The 17,197-nt window shown below is 53.7% G+C and carries 15 protein-coding genes and 1 pseudogene; 12 read left to right on the top strand and 4 right to left on the bottom strand.

Annotation, left to right across the window (positions count from 1 at the left end):
• The first annotated feature begins 30 nt into the window (after positions 1-30).
• Positions 31-435, top strand: coding sequence for a hypothetical protein (locus J2850_RS09560; protein ID WP_209980989.1), 405 nt, complete (start codon positions 31-33; stop codon positions 433-435).
• Positions 436-546: 111 nt separating this feature from the next.
• Here the strand turns inward: J2850_RS09560 and J2850_RS09555 are convergent, their stop codons facing one another.
• Entirely contained in the window at positions 547-1,116 is a 570-nt protein-coding gene (locus tag J2850_RS09555; RefSeq protein ID WP_209980987.1) for a tyrosine-type recombinase/integrase, read from the bottom strand.
• Between the two features lie 961 nt (positions 1,117-2,077).
• Here J2850_RS09555 and J2850_RS09550 point away from each other — a divergent pair.
• The 7 genes and pseudogenes from J2850_RS09550 to J2850_RS31745 all read left to right on the top strand — a co-directional run.
• Positions 2,078-3,028: a WYL domain-containing transcriptional regulator gene (locus J2850_RS09550; protein ID WP_209980985.1), complete on the top strand. Its 951-nt coding sequence runs from the start codon at positions 2,078-2,080 to the stop codon at positions 3,026-3,028.
• Positions 3,025-5,319 carry a dynamin family protein gene (locus J2850_RS09545; protein ID WP_209980984.1) on the top strand — a complete coding sequence of 765 codons (2,295 nt, stop codon included), beginning with the start codon at positions 3,025-3,027 and terminating at the stop codon, positions 5,317-5,319. Before J2850_RS09550 ends, J2850_RS09545 begins: the two co-directional genes overlap by 4 nt.
• A 9-nt stretch (positions 5,320-5,328) precedes the next feature.
• Complete coding sequence (locus J2850_RS09540; protein WP_209980982.1) at positions 5,329-5,952, top strand: hypothetical protein; 624 nt, start codon at positions 5,329-5,331, stop codon at positions 5,950-5,952.
• A 10-nt stretch (positions 5,953-5,962) separates the two neighbouring features.
• A complete protein-coding gene (locus J2850_RS09535; protein WP_209980980.1) occupies positions 5,963-9,076 on the top strand; it encodes an FtsK/SpoIIIE domain-containing protein in 3,114 nt (1,037 codons plus the stop codon).
• 5 nt (positions 9,077-9,081) lie between these two features.
• The gene (locus tag J2850_RS09530) at positions 9,082-9,687 is read left to right on the top strand and encodes an HNH endonuclease (RefSeq protein ID WP_246512965.1); all 606 of its coding nucleotides are present in this window, start codon (positions 9,082-9,084) and stop codon (positions 9,685-9,687) included.
• Positions 9,688-9,698: 11 nt separating this feature from the next.
• Positions 9,699-10,112 carry an SMI1/KNR4 family protein gene (locus J2850_RS09525; protein WP_209980976.1) on the top strand — a complete coding sequence of 138 codons (414 nt, stop codon included), beginning with the start codon at positions 9,699-9,701 and terminating at the stop codon, positions 10,110-10,112.
• Positions 10,113-10,390: 278 nt separating this feature from the next.
• Positions 10,391-10,958 (top strand): annotated as a pseudogene (locus J2850_RS31745) (transposase); the annotation flags it as partial.
• 142 nt (positions 10,959-11,100) lie between these two features.
• On the opposite strand, the gene J2850_RS09515 reads toward J2850_RS31745, so the two are convergent.
• Both J2850_RS09515 and J2850_RS09510 read right to left on the bottom strand, forming a co-directional pair.
• A complete protein-coding gene (locus tag J2850_RS09515) occupies positions 11,101-11,550 on the bottom strand; it encodes a phosphoribosyltransferase (protein ID WP_209980972.1) in 450 nt (149 codons plus the stop codon).
• A complete protein-coding gene (locus tag J2850_RS09510) occupies positions 11,543-12,301 on the bottom strand; it encodes a 7-cyano-7-deazaguanine synthase (protein WP_209980970.1) in 759 nt (252 codons plus the stop codon). Before J2850_RS09510 ends, J2850_RS09515 begins: the two co-directional genes overlap by 8 nt.
• 153 nt (positions 12,302-12,454) lie before the next feature.
• On the opposite strand from J2850_RS09510, the gene J2850_RS09505 reads away from it, so the two are divergent.
• Positions 12,455-12,946, top strand: a complete 492-nt coding sequence (locus tag J2850_RS09505; protein WP_209980968.1) for an NADAR family protein — start codon at positions 12,455-12,457, stop codon at positions 12,944-12,946.
• 309 nt (positions 12,947-13,255) lie between these two features.
• Positions 13,256-13,522 (top strand): hypothetical protein, encoded by a 267-nt coding sequence (locus tag J2850_RS09500; RefSeq protein ID WP_209980966.1) that lies wholly within the window; start codon positions 13,256-13,258, stop codon positions 13,520-13,522.
• 362 nt (positions 13,523-13,884) lie between these two features.
• Here the strand turns inward: J2850_RS09500 and J2850_RS09495 are convergent, their stop codons facing one another.
• Positions 13,885-14,469 (bottom strand): hypothetical protein, encoded by a 585-nt coding sequence (locus tag J2850_RS09495; RefSeq protein WP_209980964.1) that lies wholly within the window; start codon positions 14,467-14,469, stop codon positions 13,885-13,887.
• Positions 14,470-14,592: 123 nt separating this feature from the next.
• Here J2850_RS09495 and J2850_RS32310 point away from each other — a divergent pair, with 123 nt between their 5' ends.
• Together J2850_RS32310 and J2850_RS09490 are read left to right on the top strand one after the other, a co-directional pair.
• Complete coding sequence (locus J2850_RS32310) at positions 14,593-14,958, top strand: DUF6626 family protein (protein ID WP_370878917.1); 366 nt, start codon at positions 14,593-14,595, stop codon at positions 14,956-14,958.
• A 443-nt stretch (positions 14,959-15,401) separates the two neighbouring features.
• Entirely contained in the window at positions 15,402-16,994 is a 1,593-nt protein-coding gene (locus tag J2850_RS09490) for a VapE domain-containing protein (protein ID WP_209980962.1), read from the top strand.
• The last annotated feature ends 203 nt before the right edge of the window (positions 16,995-17,197 follow it).

Genomic DNA, 17,197 nt, shown 5'->3' with positions numbered 1-17,197 from the left:
TCGCTCACTTTGCAAACGAGATTGGTGTCAATGTTAGCATTCGATCTTGATGGGATCTTTGTTCCAGACATCGTTTACCAGCCCGAAACCTTCAGCACGGTTCATCGCGTCCGAACCTCATTGATGAAGCCAATCTTCATTCCTGACCAGCCCTACTACATCATAACCGGCAGACCCGTTGACGACCGAAAGGAAACTCTGGCATGGATTGACCAATTCGCCATGCATCCCAAGGCCGTATTCCACGACAATCGAGACATTCAGTACCCCGCGCTTTACAAGGAACGGGTGCTGAAGGAGCACAATGAAATCACGCATTACATTGAAAGCGATGCGGCTCAGGTTGCTTATCTCACCGACCGAGTGCCATGTCGCGTGATGTTGTTTGATGACCTGCTTCGATATGGGATTGCCGCTGGAATAGAGGGGAAGTGAAGGGGGTGTGCCGTCCGAAAAGTGTGAGGCGCACTCCCACCGTCTGGCGAACTGGGCAACCGAGCGTACCTCATCACAGGCCGCTCGCGTAGGAAGACAATTGAATTTTGGCTAAAGGACCTCTACAGCGGCTTTCATCATCTCCGGGGTGCAGTCGATATAGCGTTGTGTCGTGGTCAGATTCTTGTGGCCTGCCAGCGTCATGATGACCTTCGGGCTAACGCCGCTGTGGGCGAGGCGGGTGATGAACCAGCGTCGCCCACTGTGGCTCGATCCGCCATCGATGCCCGCATCACGGTAGAAGCGCCCGAAGAGCTGGCACAGAGTGTTGGCTGAAAAGCATGTGCGCTGCTGGGTGAGCAGGAAGGGTTGATCGACCGCTGGCTGTTCTGCATGCGAGTTGACGTAGCGGTCCAGCTCCTTTCGCAGCCGGTCACTCACATAAATGGCGCGGCTTTCGTCGGTCTTGGTTGTCTCGGCCCGAAGCTGAATTAGGTCGCGCACACGGCCTTCCCGATCGATCACATCGGCCCATCTCAACGCCGCAATTTCGCCAACTCGCATCCCGCCATAGTAGGACAGCATGACCGCCACACGGTTACGGGCAGTGTACTTACCCATGCCGGTGGCCGCGACGAGCCGCTTGAATTCTGCCTCGTTGGGGACTTTTGCCTGTTTCATCGCAGCCTCACATTTTGCAGCGTTCCACCACAAAACATTATATTTTCCAAGCTTCTGGCTCGCTACCTAAGAGCGAAGCTAGGAATTCTGCGGTTTCTGATCTCACAAAATGTGCATTTTATGAGATGGGTATCTGGTTACTGATTTGACGTGAGGGTGTCACGGGGGAAGGACGGGCTTTAGGCAAGAGCGGTCTGCCCGATCACGGCCCCGGGAAGAGCCGCCCGGCGATCGGGTTCTGTGGCGCGGCATGGCGCGCCTGACCGACATGTCCTCGGTGCGCCCCTCGCTCTCGACAATGTGGGTAACTCGCAGCCGCCGGGGACCGCCTTGCAGGAGTATCGTAGTTATCCGATATTGGATGTATTTTTGGGGATGTAAGTGAGGGAGAGAAGGTGTCCACGAATTCAAAAATGGACATAAATTTGGCTGGGTCGCGTCGTGATCGTTCTTGGCCGGAAGCATTGAAACGGGAGATCGTGAAAGCATCACTGCTGCCTAGCGCCTCAGTTTCGACGATTCCCTGACACTATGGTGTGAACGCGAACCAGTTGTTTGGTTGGCGCGAGCGCTATCGTGGTGAGAGGGCACCAGGGTGATGAAGCGTGACACTGTCATGAAGTCGGGAGGGGCATTCCAAGAACGGCAAGTGAGATCAACGTGCCCTTCGATACAAAGCCACTGAAGGACGGAGGAGCAAAAAATACAGAGAACACCCGTCAGAATCTGGAGGGTTCGTAGAGCATAATATGTCCGTGCTCAAGCCCAGGAGGTCGAAATGTTCCGTTTCGTTGGTTCGCTGGTAGTCACGGGTTCCGCTCTTTATGGAGCCAACGCCTTCGTCAAAAATCACGTTGTTGCAAGCAAGGGTGGTGACTATAGGGTGGCAATTGAATTTCGGAGATTATAAAACCCTGAATTGGGTCATTAAAAATCAGAAGATTAATACCGGATGGCGACAATGCCGAAAAAGCGAGATGATGGCCTGCCTGGGGAGAAGCTGCTGCTTCTTTATCAACTTCTCACTCAGGAGAAAGGTCGTCATTATCTGTCCGAATTGGCTCCTCGGCTGGGACGCTCAGTACAGACCGTTTCCCGCATGATCGATCTGGTGGAAATCCATCTTGGCAAGGACGCCCTGCTGGAGCGCGGAATGGATGGCCGTCGTCGCTATTTCCAACTCCATACGGCCCACCAGGATTCCGCTGAACAAGCGGAAGCCTTGCGTTTCTTGAGTCTGTGCCGGGATTTGACCTGTATGTTGCCCGAGGCTCTGGCGCTCCTCTTGGATCAAGCCCTGGCGACCCTGACCCAACAACTTCCTGCCATCCCTGCAACCAGCGGCACCGTCGGTTTCAACAGCAAGGGATTCATCGATTATACCCCGCATCTGGGCACCATCGCTCAACTGCGCGAAGCCATCAGCAAGCGCCAAGTCTGCCAAATCAACTATCACGCCGCCGGTCGTCCTGCGCCCACGATCTATCGCCACGCCCCTGGTCGGTTGCTGGCGATGAACGGAACGCTGTATCTGCAAGGCTACAGGCTTGCCGAAGGTTCGCTGCTGAAGGAGCGTCCGACGACGTTTTCCCTTCACCGCATCAAGAGAATCACGCCCACCGGAGAATTTTTCCGCTTCAACCCCGTTGATGCCGACTCTCAACATTTTGGCCTGGACTGGCACGCCCCGAAACGGATGCGAGTTCATATCGCCACTTCTGCCGCCGATTACGTTCGCGATCGCGTATGGAGCGAAGACCAGACTATCGAAAACCAACCGGACGGAACCATAATCCTGACCGTCACCACCACCAGCGAAAAAGAACTCATGGCGTGGGTTTTAGGTTTTGGAACACAGGCCCGTCTCGTGACGGATGACATGCCGACCGAGATACAAGGAAACGAATTATGACCAGAGACGCAAAGAAACAGGCAACGACAAAGGTCCAGATTACGGCCAATCCATTTGTGCAGGCCACGACAATCATCATTAACGGACAGATCGTCGATTTTGAGTGCACCCATGGGCGAAACACCCAGGGATGGGTTGATGAAATTTTTTACAAAATCTATGACCATATCAATGGAATTGAAAGCTTAGCCCTCGTATTTCACGGACTAACGGTCGATTACGAGGATGTCGTCAATGCGGCGAAGGTTGCGGCTCATGACATGAAATTCAGTCTTTTCTCTACAGAGCACATCCCCGTCCACACAGCCGAAGAACGGCTGTCCGAGATGAAGGCGGTTATCTCTGAGATCTGCAATAACACGGCCATAAAAGAGTTTCAGTCAGAGGGTTTCCGAGCTGACCTTGAACGTATCCTGGCTCCTGATTTTGCCATCCACGTCTTGGCCACCATGTCTGCAGGCAAATCTACCCTAATCAATGCGATGATGGGGAAGGACATATTGCCTGCTAAGAACCAAGCCTGTACCGCGACGATGACTGCAATCCACGACAGTAAGGAAGCGGGTGACGGTTTCATTGGCAAGGCATGGGATGGTGAGGGCAATCTCATCGCTTCATGCGGGCACCTGACGCGGAAGGATGTGGAGGAATGGAATCAGGATCCCCAAATCACCGATATCGATATTTGGGGTAATATCAGCGCGATCAAAACATCCCGGCATGCTTCCCTTGTCCTGGTCGACACACCTGGTCCGAATAACAGCCAAAATTTTGAGCACCGTAAGACCACATTCAAAAACATTGAAAAGTCGGACATGTCGCTGGTCTTGTACGTCATGAACGCGACCCAGTTGGGGGTGGATGACGACAAGGCCCTGCTGGAACGGATATGCAAAGTCATCAATGAGGGAGGAAGGGCTGCCCGCGATCGCTTCCTCTTTGTGCTCAACAAAATTGACGAGTTAAATCCCGAGAAGGAGCCTGTGGAACAGGTTCTCGCAAATGCAAGAAAATATCTCTCCGAGGTTGGAATTAAAGACGCCCGGGTTTTTCCGACGGCGGCTCAAACCACGAAATTGGCCCGCATGGATAGGGCTGGGCAGGAATTGGACAGGCGCGAGCGCAGCCACTTTAATCGGGAATACGATAACATTCCCTACGAATTGCAGACCCGGATTTTCGACTGCCTTTCGGTTTCCCCCTCTGTCCGGCATGTCCTGCGACAAGCCTGGGATGAGGCACATGCTGCCGGAAACATTGCGGCCCAAGTGGAGATCTTCGGAGGTGTCCCCGTAATCGAGGCAGTTATCGCCGAGTACATGGAGAAATACGCCAATGTACACAAGGTGGCGGATGCCGGTACGATGCTGAGGGAGCGCTACGAGTACGCTTATCAAAAAGAGGTGACAGACCTTGAGCGTATTATCAGCTCTTCTGATAACGAGCTAAAGAAACTGAATGAAGACATCGAAAAACTGAAAGACATTCTAAGCCGTGACGATTTCAGAAAAGCTGTAGCGGAGGAAATTGGCAAAAAAAAAGACATTCCAGACGACGTGGAAAAAGCAATAAGAGAGTGTCGAAAACTCACTCAGAATGTAATTCGAGATCTTGAGAATGGAATGGGTGGCACAGCAGATCCCTACACAGCGGAAAAGACACTCTCCGCCGCACGGGGCAAGATCGATAGTGCTGCTGCCGATCTATGCAATTTTCTGGAATCCCAATTCGACTCCCTACAGGAGAGGAGTGTTGCAGAATATAAAAAAATATATGACGAGTGTCTGTCTCATATCATATCTCAGATTGACAGCAATTCGTCTGCGTTTTTCAGACTAAAAAGCACTCTCAGCATAGAGAAATCTATGTTGGGATTTAGTGGAAATATTGTTGATCGATACACACGCACTTTTACAGAGAGGAGAGGCAATCCAAACAAAGCTTGGTATAAGCCTTGGACCTGGGGCGACGATGAGTACACCGTCACACAAAAAAAGGTAGTTAGCCTTTCCGACATCTATAATAAAGAAATACTTCCAACCATGGAGCGATTCGACAAAATTATTGAAGATGCGAAGGGAGAAATTAGAAAGCTATCGCTTCGCCTAAAGACCTTGTTTGAGTGTGAATTGATGCCAAGAGCCGAGGTGGCGATGGGTGAGTACCTTTCGCAACTCCAAAAAAACATAAACAACAAAGATTCTGTCGAAATAAGACTGGGCGAGGCGAAAAATACCAAGCGTTACCTTGAGCGGATCAAGACCCGTATCGACACCATTGTTTCATTTTAGGGGAAGAGCATGTCTTTCGAACCGGAAGCCAGCATCAGGTTGGCGGTGGAGCAACGCGATGGTCGTAAGGTGCGAGTGACCATCCTCGACAAGGTGGTCATGCGGGCGCCGTTGACCGAAGACATCAGGGTGCTGGTCCGCTGGGTAATGAATCATCAACGCACCCAGGGAGCGATATTGAATGGCCGGAATGACAACTCCTTCCCTCATGTCCAGAACAAAGCTGAGTGGACCTACGATTACTTTCAAGATCAAGTCGCGGACGCCAACGACGATTTTTCCATCGACCGTTTGCAGCACATCCTGGAGGTTCGGCAGTATCTGCGTGACAAGGGGCACGAAAAGCTTGCTCCGTTGCTCCCTCGTTCCGCATCGCTGACCAGGACGGATGCAGCTTATGATCACGCGCATGCGTCTTCCTGCCCCCGCTCTTCAGTCTCGCCAGTGGTGAATGCCGGGAAGGATCAGAGTGGGGGGCGATTTCCCAGAGGAAAAGATATTGCCATCGGCGCCGGCATCGGAGTTGCTGTCTTGGCGGCTTTCGCCAAAGGCTACCCATTCGGCGGCCTCGGGATTGCCGTCGCCGGCGGACTCTACCTATTTAGAGCCGCCCGAAAGGATCGACGGCGGTGACGAGGCGATCATGACTGCCCAGACACTGGCCGCTCGAAACGAACTATCCGTCTCCTCGCCGCTGCCTGAGGCGATAGGGGGAGGGCTTGCTACCGCTCGGAGATTGATCTATCGAGATTACTTGGCAAATTTACAGCAATTTGGCGTGTTTTGTCCCGATGGTGAGCATTCGTTTGATCCTGATGTCGCCGTCCGTGTTTTCAAGCTCAGCCGATTGGTTCAAGAAAACCGGGCCGATACTCTTGAAAGCGCCACAGCCGTCTATACCGCCTTGGGGGCGGCAGGGTACGCGGTATTCCTGCTTCTGCGTTGCGACGGTCGTGGCGAGCATAGCCTCTACATTGGCACACGATGTTTGCCCGAGGGGAGGGGCGGAGATGCCGCTGGAAAGCTCCTGGATAAAAGCTTCAAAGGACATTTTCCAGGAAGCAGTCTTGAAAAACTCAACAATGTGCAAACCCGGGAACTTCTGGATTTTGTCCAACCGGTCCGCTCCAGCCCAAGCACCTGCGTCACTGCCGTAACAGGAATTCCTTCGCTTTCGACGGACGAACGAGACAACTTCACCCAGGGGTTGGAAAGGTTCATCGACGCGGCAGGACAGCACCCTTATATGGCTTTGATCCTGGCCGAGCCGGTGTCGCCTCAAACTCTACACCAGATTCAAGCTGGCTATGAGGAAACGGCGTCTCACCTCGCTCCTCTGCAATCGACTCAACTGGCCTATGGCGTCCAAGACAGTTTTGCGGTGAGCGAGACTATTGGTCGAAACTTTTCTACTTCGATTGGCGCCAGCCTGGGCCGGACGATGACCGAAGGCAATACGGAGACCACAGGAGACTCCTGGGGAGTTAGTGGTGGTGTCGGCACTCCACTTCCCTTTACCCCTTTCCTTTCAGCCAATTATTCCAAGAACAAGAGCTCCTCATACAGCAAGTCCCAGTCGGATAGTACTACCACGACCGAAAGCATTTCCGAAGGCAGTAGCGATAGCCGGGGCGAGACGGAAACTACTGGTTCATCGCGCCAGATAACCCTGACTGTTCAGGACAAGACCGTTGAGAAATTGCTGAACAAGATTGACCACCACCTACAGCGTATCGACGAAGCCAGGGCGTATGGCGGATGGAACACAGCTGCCTATTTCATTGGGCCAGATACCGAAACGGCGCAGTCGCTGTCCAGCCTGTTCTTGGGGCTTATGCGTGGGGGAGACTCGGGGGCAGAAGACTTCGCCATTACCTGCTGGAATCATAAACGACAGCAGCACCGGGATAATGTTCTGGCTTGGCTGAAGCGCCTGACTCATCCCCGCTTGCAACCCGACTTCTCCGAAGGCGTCCACATTTCCCACATCAGCCCGGCAACATTGGTGTCAGGACGGGAAATGGCCTTGCAACTGAGCCTGCCTCGTCGATCAACCGAGGCGACGACAGTGATGGATGTTCCGGTCTTCGGTCGCCGTCGGCAATTGCTGGACCAGGGAAGCCAGCAGACACCCAGCCGCAGTCTTTATTTGGGGACTCTACGCCATCTATGGCGAGATGACTCCCATCAGAACATTGAGTTGGATCTGGATAAGCTGGCAGCTCACGCTCTGGTGACGGGAACGACCGGCGTCGGCAAAACCACGACCATCATGTCGTTGTTGGCGCGTGCCCATAGAATGGGCGTGCCCTTCATGGTCATCGAACCCGCCAAGGGGGAATACAAACAATTACAGGGTCTGGGGACCACCGCCCATCCGGTCCGGTATTGCGTGGCTGGACGTAGCGGCCCCAATGCTCTGCGCCTCAATCCCCTGGTATTCCCCGATGGTATTGAATTGGCGGACCATATCGACCGGGTCTGCACCGTGTTCAATGCTGCGTTCCCCATGTATGCGGCAATGCCGCAAATTCTCGAGGAAGCAGTCTACCGTGCCTATGAAGAATTGGGATGGGACTCCATCAGTTCGCGCTCTATTCGTGGACGGATCTTTCCCACTCTGGGTCGGGTAGCCGAACTGATCCCGGAAATCGTGAGGAACCTCGGATTTTCGGAACAGGTCAGTAGTGATTATGTCGGCGCATTGACGACACGGTTGCGCGCTCTGTGTCGAGGGGCATTGGGAAAAACCCTACTGTGCCATCAGAATGAAGAAACGGCGTGGGAAGATCTTCTGACCAATTCGTCCATCATCGACCTATCGTCCATGGGCTCTCCTGAGAAACGGGCATTGTTGATGGGCGTTCTGTTCATGCGCTTGTATGAAACCCGTCTAAGCAGTGGAGTCCCTAATAACGGCAAACTGCGCCATTTAATGATCCTGGAAGAAGCGCACGTCCTGCTGAAGCGGACGGCGACCGAACAAAGTCAAGAAGGCAGTAACCCTCGTGGATTGGCGGTGGAAGCATTTGCCAACGCCTTAGCCGAAATGCGCGGCTATGGGCAAGGTTTCATTATCGCCGACCAGTCAGCCTCTGCGCTTGATGATTGCGTGTTGCGGAACACCAATATCAAGATTGTGATGCGAGCTCCCTTCGAAGTTGATCGCATCGCCTTGGGGGGCGCTCTGGCTTTGAGTGAGGAGCAGGCCAAACAACTGGCCCGGCTGGAAAACCATACGGCTGTCGTGTCTCAAAGCGACTGGCTAGAACCGCTGCTATGCCACATCAAGCCTGAAGAGATTCCTTCGGCCAACATCTCACTTGCACCAGAGGTTTCGGGCAAAGAGCGGCGCATCAGGACAGATCTTCTGTGGACGTTGTTTGCTGATCGCCTACATCTGCCACAGGAGTTACCGGAGATCGATGTGGAAGCTGCGGCCTTCGCCCTAGGGGCAACGAAGAGACAGGCCGTAGACCTGGCTCGGGATTGCGCTCGGCCACTTCCCCGAACCAGTCAGACTCTTGAGCGCCATATTCGGACCATCCTGCCCGATGTGGGAGGAGCCTCCCTTCGCTTCCTGTCAGCGCAAGCCTGCTTCAACCACATCATGGCGACGTTGGAGGAGCAAACATATTTTGTTGCCGATGACATAGGAATGGTTGTTGCCGCCGAGATCATCAATGTCACTCGGATGGTCGAGCCTCAGCAGTTGCGGAAGTGTATCGAGCAGATCCAAGGGAGATACCTGCCGTGAGAGAGATGATCACACCGGACATTAGGTCGCCCAGCAGTGGCTCTTTCAGCGAAAGACCGGGGGGCGATGATGTGCGTATACGCGAAGCATCAAGGGACGACGATGTTCCTTCCCATCCTGAACCCGACACTAGACACCTCAATGAAGGTGAGGAAACTGAGGCCTCTTTGCAGAAGGAGGGAGAAGAAGTTGTTGCACTGACGTGCAGGAATGAGCGCTATGAAGGACAATGTCATCCGGACACTGGTGTTCCATATGTCAGAAAAACCATAGAATATGATGGAAAAGTTTACGAAGGCGTATTCCCAGAATTTGATTCTGCATTTGATGCGAATTTACCGGAAGACAAATTCAATGCGAAAGATCGTGAACATATTGCTATGTGCAATGCTCAGCTGAAAGATGCGGTGGAGAATGATCCGGATCTCAAAGCTAAATTTACAGAAGAACAGCTTGAGCAAATAGCAAACGGTGACACGCCAGACGGCTATACATGGCATCACACCGAAGAACCCGGGAAGATGCAACTTGTGGACACCGCTGCGCACCAAGGGACCGGGCATACGGGTGGGCGTGTAATCTGGGGCGGTGGCGGCACTGCGCGAACTTGATGGAGGCACAAATGTTGACCTGGAAATATGTGAAAAACACTGTTTCTTCCGACGACATCACGGCTATCGAGCGGGATTGGGGCATCACCTTCGGTCGGGACTACGTTGTATGTGTGCTTGAGAATAACGGAGGACGGCCAACGCCCAACGGCATCACGACTCCCTCGGGGCAGGAGCGGATTTTTGAACGGTTGCTGTCCCTCAATCCTAAAGACAAGGACAATGTCCACGGGGCAAGACATGGATTCGCCACTTCTGTCGCGCAGGCAAACCTTTTCCCCTTCGGCATGGATCCCTTCGGAAATTTATTTTGCTTCCGAGGGCTGCGCAGAACCGTGAAGGATGTCGTCTTCTGGAATCATGAAACGGACGTTACCGAAGTCCTTTGCGGAACCTTCTCCGAGTTGCTCGCCGCTCTCAGATGATATGAAAGAGACTGGCTTGGCATTCCCTAGTACACCTTGGCGGAAATGGTGACTCTGACGGTCGGAAGGGCTGGCGGTTTGGAAGAAGCCATGATTCTCTGGGTTCCTACGCCACCCAAGAGTCTTGCCGATGCCCCGCCATTCCCCCCGATACCGCTGACTGACGAAGAGCGCAACGAACTTGACCGGCTGATCCACGCAGGCCCTACCGCCTAGCGGACCGTTTTGCGGGCGCGGATGACCCTCCTCGCGGCCAATGGTGTCGGGGTCGCCGAAGCGGCGCCAAGGCCCTGTCCAAGGCGATCCGCCGCACCTTCGGCCAGGACACGCCGATTCAACGCTGCCAAGTCCATAAAGCATGCAAAGCATCACCGAGCGCTTGCCCAAGGCGATGCACGCCTCGGTCCGCAAAACTCTGCGGCGGGTCTGGGAAATGGATGATGTTGCCAAGGCCGACTAACTGATCCTGAACTTGGCACGGCGGCTGGAAAAGGAGTAGCCCAGGATCGCCGCGAGCATCCTGGAGGGGCTGGAGGAGATCCTGTGCGTTGCGCGTCTGGAAGCTGCCCAAGGAAGCTGCGGCGCTCGCAGGCCTGCACAAACATCATCGAGAACATGAACGGCACCATCCGCTAGGTCATTCGCAACGTGAAGCGTTGGCGCGATGCCTCGATGGCCCTGCGCTGAACCGCCGCCGACATGATGGGGGCCAAGAAGGGCCTCCAGCGCCCGAAAGCCTACAAGCCGTTGCCGGCCCTCAAAGCCGCACTGCTGGATCTTCAGGCGGCGCGATCGGCCCCCATTGCCAATGAAACCGCCCTTGCCAGCATGAGCGCGGCGGCGTAAGCGTTAATCAGCAGCGCCCAACCATTTGCAACACGGGCCGGGACATCTCCACAAATTTTCTATGTGGTGCTGGCTGATATGGTCTTCGCTTGGTTATGTGATCTATGATGTGGCGCACAACAACGTGTTCAGAAAAATCCTTTCACCATTCCTTAAAATATTCGACCGTCTCCCGAAAGTCGCGGCGAACACCGGGGATTGAATCCTCACGTTTTGAAAAGGGAGCAATAATCCAATCATGGGCGACGAATGAATAGTAGTCGGGACGATACGGGCACTCATGGTCAATGAAGACCGTCGCTAGGCGATAATCCAAGTCAGGAAAGCACTCCTTGAGGCGGAGATAGGTGCGCCCCCTCGCCATCATATCGTCGACGAACAGCAGTCTGGTGTTGTTGAACGAACAGAGCTTGTTCTCAGTTGGATACCAGAAGCCGACCTTCCGCTTCAATACATTGGCAATTAGGAATGCAGGGATCAATCCTTTCCTCGCTACGGCAATGACCTCGGTAGGGTTGTAGGGGAGGACCATCTCTGCCAATTTCAGGCAATGGTGCTCGTATTCCTCCCAGGATAGGAGCCGCTTATCCATTAGCGGGAACTCCCAGTCTGTTGATCAAAGCCATGAATTCAGCGGAGCGCTTCTCGGTAAAGCGAGCAAAGTCTCTGGATTGAAGAGCCTGCGGTATTTCGATCAACAACTCGGCGAAATACTGAGACTTCAGCGGATCGACTTCGTATCCCGGCTCCTCGATATCGTTCTCAAGGAATGCGATATAGCGCTTCACGCAGGTGATGCAGGTCCCGCATTTGTGCTGGTGTTCGCTGTAGCACGAGCTGGTGTCGAACAACACCTCCCGTGGAATGCCATGACCGAGAGCCCAGCGGATCACTTCGCCTTTGGACATGCTCGCAAATGGGCTTTCCACAACAGTTTGAGACTGAAAGAACTCATTTGTGAATGTCAGGAGCGCGCTTACATCTTGGAAGTAGCGCTCGCTCTTGTCGTGCTCCTTGCCATTCTGCTCCCCATCAAGTGCGTTGATCCAAATACGAGGACCAAACATCGAGCCAAGAACAGCAAGCAAAACGTTTCGGCTCGGAATGATATGATTGGTAAGCCGCGATGAAAAGAGGTCATAGAGCTCCCGGAAATTAAGCACATCAACGGACGGATGCCACTCTGAAGCGCGGAGAATGGACGCGAGCTCCTTCTCTGCATAAGGTTGGCCGAAATTAAGATGAATACAGTGAGGCTGATATCCTTGAGAGCGGCCATAATGGTAGGCGATAAGGCTATCTAGTCCGCCAGAATACATGATAACCAAACGGCGATCTTGCATCGCTGCATCTCCAAAAGTCTGTGGCTAACCTATCCCGTGGCAGAATTGCATTTAAGGCAATCACATCTCGTCTGGCAACGTTCAAGCATAGGCTGCGGCATCATGGTGCAATGCAATGATGCTGAGCGATCGTCGGGAAAGGAGCGATTGGGCATGATCCGGATTGAAGGAGAGCCGACCGAAATGCTCCAGGCACAAACGTGCCCTATAACGAGCTTTCAAGGACCGTATCGATTCCTGTCCAATATGTGGCCATGCCGCATTGAGTGGGAGGGCATTGAGTACGGCTCGACCGAGCACGCCTATCAGGCGTCAAAGACGACAGATATGGCTGAAAGAAACCGAATTGCCGCGATATGCGATCCCATGGACGCGAAAGAGGAAGGGCGGAAGCTGACCGTCCGTTCGGATTGGGACGAGCTCAAGCGGGACGTGATGACGAGTGTGATCCGCTTGAAGTTTGCTGATCCCGAGCTTGCGGGATTGCTGCTTGCTACAGGGGATCGGAAGCTCATTGAGGGCAACGATTGGGGTGATCGAATATGGGGTGAGTGCCCTTTGGGTGTGGGGACAAATTGGCTCGGTATTATCTTGATGGAAGAGCGGTTGCGATTGAAGGAATACCGACGGCTTGGGACCGAGTAGATGACAGCAGCAACGATGCTAAACTTGGCAGATGCACAAAAGGCAAGAGCGGATGCGAAGTTGATTAGTGAGGGCAAGGAACGCGCAACTTGTCGGAAGGAGCCAAGGGGAAGCATCTCCCCTTGGCTTGCAAATCAGTCACACCCTTGAAGTCCATGGGTGATCTGCAAGCTTGCACAAGGCTACCCAGTCCGCAAGACCGTCTCTGCTACCAGAGAACTCCCCACGGTCTTTACCGAGTCTATAATCTTCTCGCGGTACTGTGGTCAAATTGCTTTTCCATCGGCTAACCGACAGCTGCCAAGGATTATGACCGCTCCACGTGATAGTTATTTTTATAAGGCGCCGACCGAAGATCGCACTGACGGCGGCTCCGTAGAGAGTGCCCTTTTTTATCAGAGTGCTATCCTCTCTCCTTATCTCGCTGGTGTCTCCGAGGAAGGGTTTGTCAAATATATCGGGAAGGTCTGCGACAACACCGCGACCGAGAAGATGCCTGTCGTGATGTCTATCTGTGAGCCAAGATCGAATGCTTATATAAGCGTTCAAAATCAGTTTGTCGTTGCAATCAGTTGATATTCTCATATTAAACCATCATCAATGATAACAGTGTCGTGTGCGCTCATTCTTCAACACACGTCGCCATTATATGCAGGGTGATCAATTGATCGCATTATTGAAATGTGTTGGTGATTGGAGCTTCATTGAGGGTGTCAATGGGCTTGGCGGCTAGATCGGTTTGTGCCGTTAGTAAGATGGGCAAGATTCTATCTATTGGGATTTCTATTGTTAGTGCGTTGTTGGCCTTATTATCCATATTGCCAATAGGATGAACTGCACACCCCGCTGATGCGGGGCATGTGGTCCAGGTTCAAACGCAATCCGTTGATGTCCTTAGCGTGTCAAAAGGCTCAATTGGGGTGCTATGTTGGGTGAGATTACGCGCTCGCCGAACGCTGAAACTCGGTCGAAAGAATTTGACTGTCGAAAACACTGGTGTGGCTGGTGTGCTTGGTCATGTAATCGACGGCCCCAGCGAGATCGTCGATGGCTTTGATGTTCACGTCGCCACCGGGGAACAGCTTTTCCCAAATCTCATCCGCGTCCGACAGGAACCGCTCCTGATGCTCGGGCGCTACGGCGAACACCGCGTGCAGGTGGATGTTCGACGTGATGTTCTCCGCGAACGCTACGGCGAACGTGCGTTTATCGGGCTTCTTCGCATATCTCGGGCCGAGCAATGCGCGATCAAGATGCTGTAGGAACTCACCAAACCGATGGCGTGCGCCTTCCACAGAGATGGGATTGTTGAACGCGAACGTCACGGTGTGGGACGCGCCCTTTTCCCGAAGCAGATCGACCCAGGCTTGCTTCCACTTCGCGCGGCCACCAACAATGGTCGTGGTCCTCTTTGGCAACGGCGCAAGCGTTTTCTTCTTCACCAGCTCCACTGTCTGGGCCTGAAATGCGGCATTCGCCGCTTGAAGTTCGTCCCTCGTGAACTGCCGAACAGGCATACCCATTAAATGCTCTCCCTAACTATGCTGATAGTATTTATACGGATCAATGCAGGGGGATTTTTTCGTTACGAAAATTTCCGACGCCTCGATAAATAAAGGCGGCTATATCCAACACGGTGATTTTACATGATCGCAGCGAAGACCTACAATATTCTGCTCAACCTTGGCGTTTGTTCCACACAGGCGGAATTCAGCCGAGACTGGCTTGGGGCAAGCGAGCGCTATTTCAGCTTTCTCCTCGCCACACACCGAGAGCCACACATGACAGCGTTGATGGGGTTGGCCGCGCGCCTAGAGTGCTTGGCGGATCGCCTGAGCGCAGACCCTCACTTCACCCAACAGGCTGGCATCCTGGATGCCATCGTGGACGAGATGTGGGACCATATGCGCGCTCGAGCGGTCGCTACCACTCCAAGACGCAGGAACGAGAAGCGTGCGCCGGATGTCTTGCCAGTAACGTGCCAGCGTTCAGCTGCCTGCGCTGCTTCCTGATTCCAGAGGCACATGGCACACGCTGGCAGAAGGAGACAGAGCCCGTTGCACAGAAAGGCGCACGCGCAGACGTAGAGCTTCCAGCTCAGGTCGTGTCATCGATCTATTGCCAGGGGTGGGCCAAGGAAACAGGTCATCGCGTTCCTGCTGGGTGTCGATCTGGCGCATCGTAATCTCCTGTTAGCGCGGTAGTTCGAGTATTTAGCCGCTCGATGCCAGGGTGCTACGCTGCGATGCACTCTCTAAGATGCTCAAGCCACTACCCCGGTAGCGTTCACGCCCGAATATTGCGAGCTATCACCTGCTCACAGTATAAATAAGCAGACACTTAAAGCGTCTGCTGCAACAGGCTGATACGTGAGAGGTGATGGCGCACGAAGCTCAATAGCTTATCCATGATTTTACCGTGCGTGCGTTGCCTCTCGCGCACTTGATGGCCCCGGATGTTGCAGCATCCGGGGCCTTCTTGTTTAGAGGCAAAAGAAATTATGAAAGAAAATTATAGCTGCGATAGCGCTTCTTCGGACGCGCCCATGGTTCATTCGGCGGCACCAGCCCCGGCGGATTTGCAGGCTGAGCTAATCGCTGAGTTGGCAAAGAGGCATGCGAAGGGGGATCGGATAGACGGTCGCGAGGTCGTCACACACTTAGACCCAGGTGCTGATAACCGTCAAGTCCGGGAGTGGCTTGCTCAGAACCGCATCATGAAAGGCGCAGAGTTCGATCGGGCGCTAAAGCAAGAAAGGCGGCGTCAAAAAATCGAAAGCCGGTTGGGATTTGTTCCCGAGACGGTCGTGGCGTTCGTGAAGGGTTATGCCGAGCATGAGCGGATTGGGATCACATATCGTGGTCTGTTAAAGCGAAACAAGCCGGTCACATATAGCAAACTCGTTGATGACGAAGTGTTGGCTAGCACCGTGATAAATGATGAAGACCGGAGTGACCTCCGCATTGACAATCATATCCGGCTTATAGCAGGCAGCCGAACGCAAGTCAGCGATTTACTGCGCGAACTGCGTCTCCTTTCCTTAGAATTGGGACTAGGATACTCCGACAACAATATTCTTGACGCGGTGCAGGAATGGGCGTTGGAGCAACGGGAGGAGCACAAGCTTGCGATCTTTGACCGCATTGCGGGCTGCAAGCTCGGTCCGGCGGCGCAAGAACGCGCCCAAGCGCCATGGGACGCTCTGGAACGGGCTGCATTCGACGTGTCGGAAACTTGCCCAGGTTTCGCGGTTGCAGTGCTTCGCAAGTTCATCTGGCAGGTCAAACGCAAGATGCTGGGGTTGCCGGTAACAAACCACCTAATGCCCGTTTTGACCGGCGCCCAGGGCAAGGGCAAGAGCACGTTGGTCCGAAACCTGCTTCTCCCCGTCGAGGAATGCGCGGCGAACAGCGACTTCAAGCAAATCACCGACGACCGCAACATTCAGCTGTGGGAGAATTACGCCATTTTCCTCGACGAGCTTGGGCACGCAAAGCGGACTGAGATGGACGAGGTCAAGAACATCATCACGGCGAATGTCCTAACGCGACGTCCGATGAGGACCAACGATGTCGAGCACGTCGAGCAGCGGGCGACTTTCATCGGGTGCACCAACAAGGGGTTGAGCGAGTTGATCCGGGACGAAACAGGCGTTCGACGCTTTGCTGAGCTTGCCTTCACCAACAGCCCGGATTGGGAAGCGATCAATGCCTTGGATTGGGAGCAGATGTGGCGCAGCGTCGATGAACGGGGACCTGACCCTAGCGACATCATCGCAGCGGCATTGGCAGCGCAGCAGAGCGAAAATCGGACCATGAGCGCTGTAGAACAATGGGCGCGTCAGGCAAAGGTTGAAGGGAAGAAGCGCGCTGAGGAGCTTCACTCCTTGTTCCGGGAATGGGAGCAGGAAAACTTCCCACGCAATGCCACGGACGTTACGAGTTGGGGCAAGGAAATGAAGCGCCTCATGCGCAACGATACCAACTTTCCATGGTCCACCGGGCGAGATGGCCGGGGTGTCTGGTACTGCAAGGACGTGGCCGTGTAGGCGGGATGTAGGGAGGGTGTAGGGACTGCCTACACCCTCCTTTTCCGCTTCAGGGATGCAATCCGCTCCTTTGATGCTAAAATCACGGGATTTTAGTGGAAGAACAACAAGATTGGCTATGTGTGTAGGGAGTGTAGGTTATTTCTTTTAATCAATACCCAATTCAAAATACCGAGAAATCAAACCTACGGTAATACAAGACA

Source organism: Azospirillum picis (genome assembly GCF_017876115.1).
Lineage (GTDB): Bacteria > Pseudomonadota > Alphaproteobacteria > Azospirillales > Azospirillaceae > Azospirillum > Azospirillum picis.
The sequence above is the reverse complement of the archived record's forward strand: the minus strand, read 5'-3'. Positions and strand labels throughout refer to the sequence as shown.

Coding starts and splice junctions, on each gene's coding strand:
- J2850_RS09535 (WP_209980980.1), top strand. CDS start 5,963: ATGACTGCCCAGACACTGGCCGCTCGAAACGAACTATCCGTCTCCTCG.
- J2850_RS09560 (WP_209980989.1), top strand. CDS start 31: ATGTTAGCATTCGATCTTGATGGGATCTTTGTTCCAGACATCGTTTAC.
- J2850_RS09545 (WP_209980984.1), top strand. CDS start 3,025: ATGACCAGAGACGCAAAGAAACAGGCAACGACAAAGGTCCAGATTACG.
- J2850_RS09505 (WP_209980968.1), top strand. CDS start 12,455: ATGATCCGGATTGAAGGAGAGCCGACCGAAATGCTCCAGGCACAAACG.
- J2850_RS32310 (WP_370878917.1), top strand. CDS start 14,593: ATGATCGCAGCGAAGACCTACAATATTCTGCTCAACCTTGGCGTTTGT.
- J2850_RS09515 (WP_209980972.1), bottom strand. CDS start 11,550: ATGGATAAGCGGCTCCTATCCTGGGAGGAATACGAGCACCATTGCCTG.
- J2850_RS09555 (WP_209980987.1), bottom strand. CDS start 1,116: ATGAAACAGGCAAAAGTCCCCAACGAGGCAGAATTCAAGCGGCTCGTC.
- J2850_RS09530 (WP_246512965.1), top strand. CDS start 9,082: ATGATCACACCGGACATTAGGTCGCCCAGCAGTGGCTCTTTCAGCGAA.
- J2850_RS09525 (WP_209980976.1), top strand. CDS start 9,699: ATGTTGACCTGGAAATATGTGAAAAACACTGTTTCTTCCGACGACATC.
- J2850_RS09540 (WP_209980982.1), top strand. CDS start 5,329: ATGTCTTTCGAACCGGAAGCCAGCATCAGGTTGGCGGTGGAGCAACGC.
- J2850_RS09550 (WP_209980985.1), top strand. CDS start 2,078: ATGCCGAAAAAGCGAGATGATGGCCTGCCTGGGGAGAAGCTGCTGCTT.
- J2850_RS09490 (WP_209980962.1), top strand. CDS start 15,402: ATGTTGCAGCATCCGGGGCCTTCTTGTTTAGAGGCAAAAGAAATTATG.
- J2850_RS09495 (WP_209980964.1), bottom strand. CDS start 14,469: ATGGGTATGCCTGTTCGGCAGTTCACGAGGGACGAACTTCAAGCGGCG.
- J2850_RS09500 (WP_209980966.1), top strand. CDS start 13,256: ATGACCGCTCCACGTGATAGTTATTTTTATAAGGCGCCGACCGAAGAT.
- J2850_RS09510 (WP_209980970.1), bottom strand. CDS start 12,301: ATGCAAGATCGCCGTTTGGTTATCATGTATTCTGGCGGACTAGATAGC.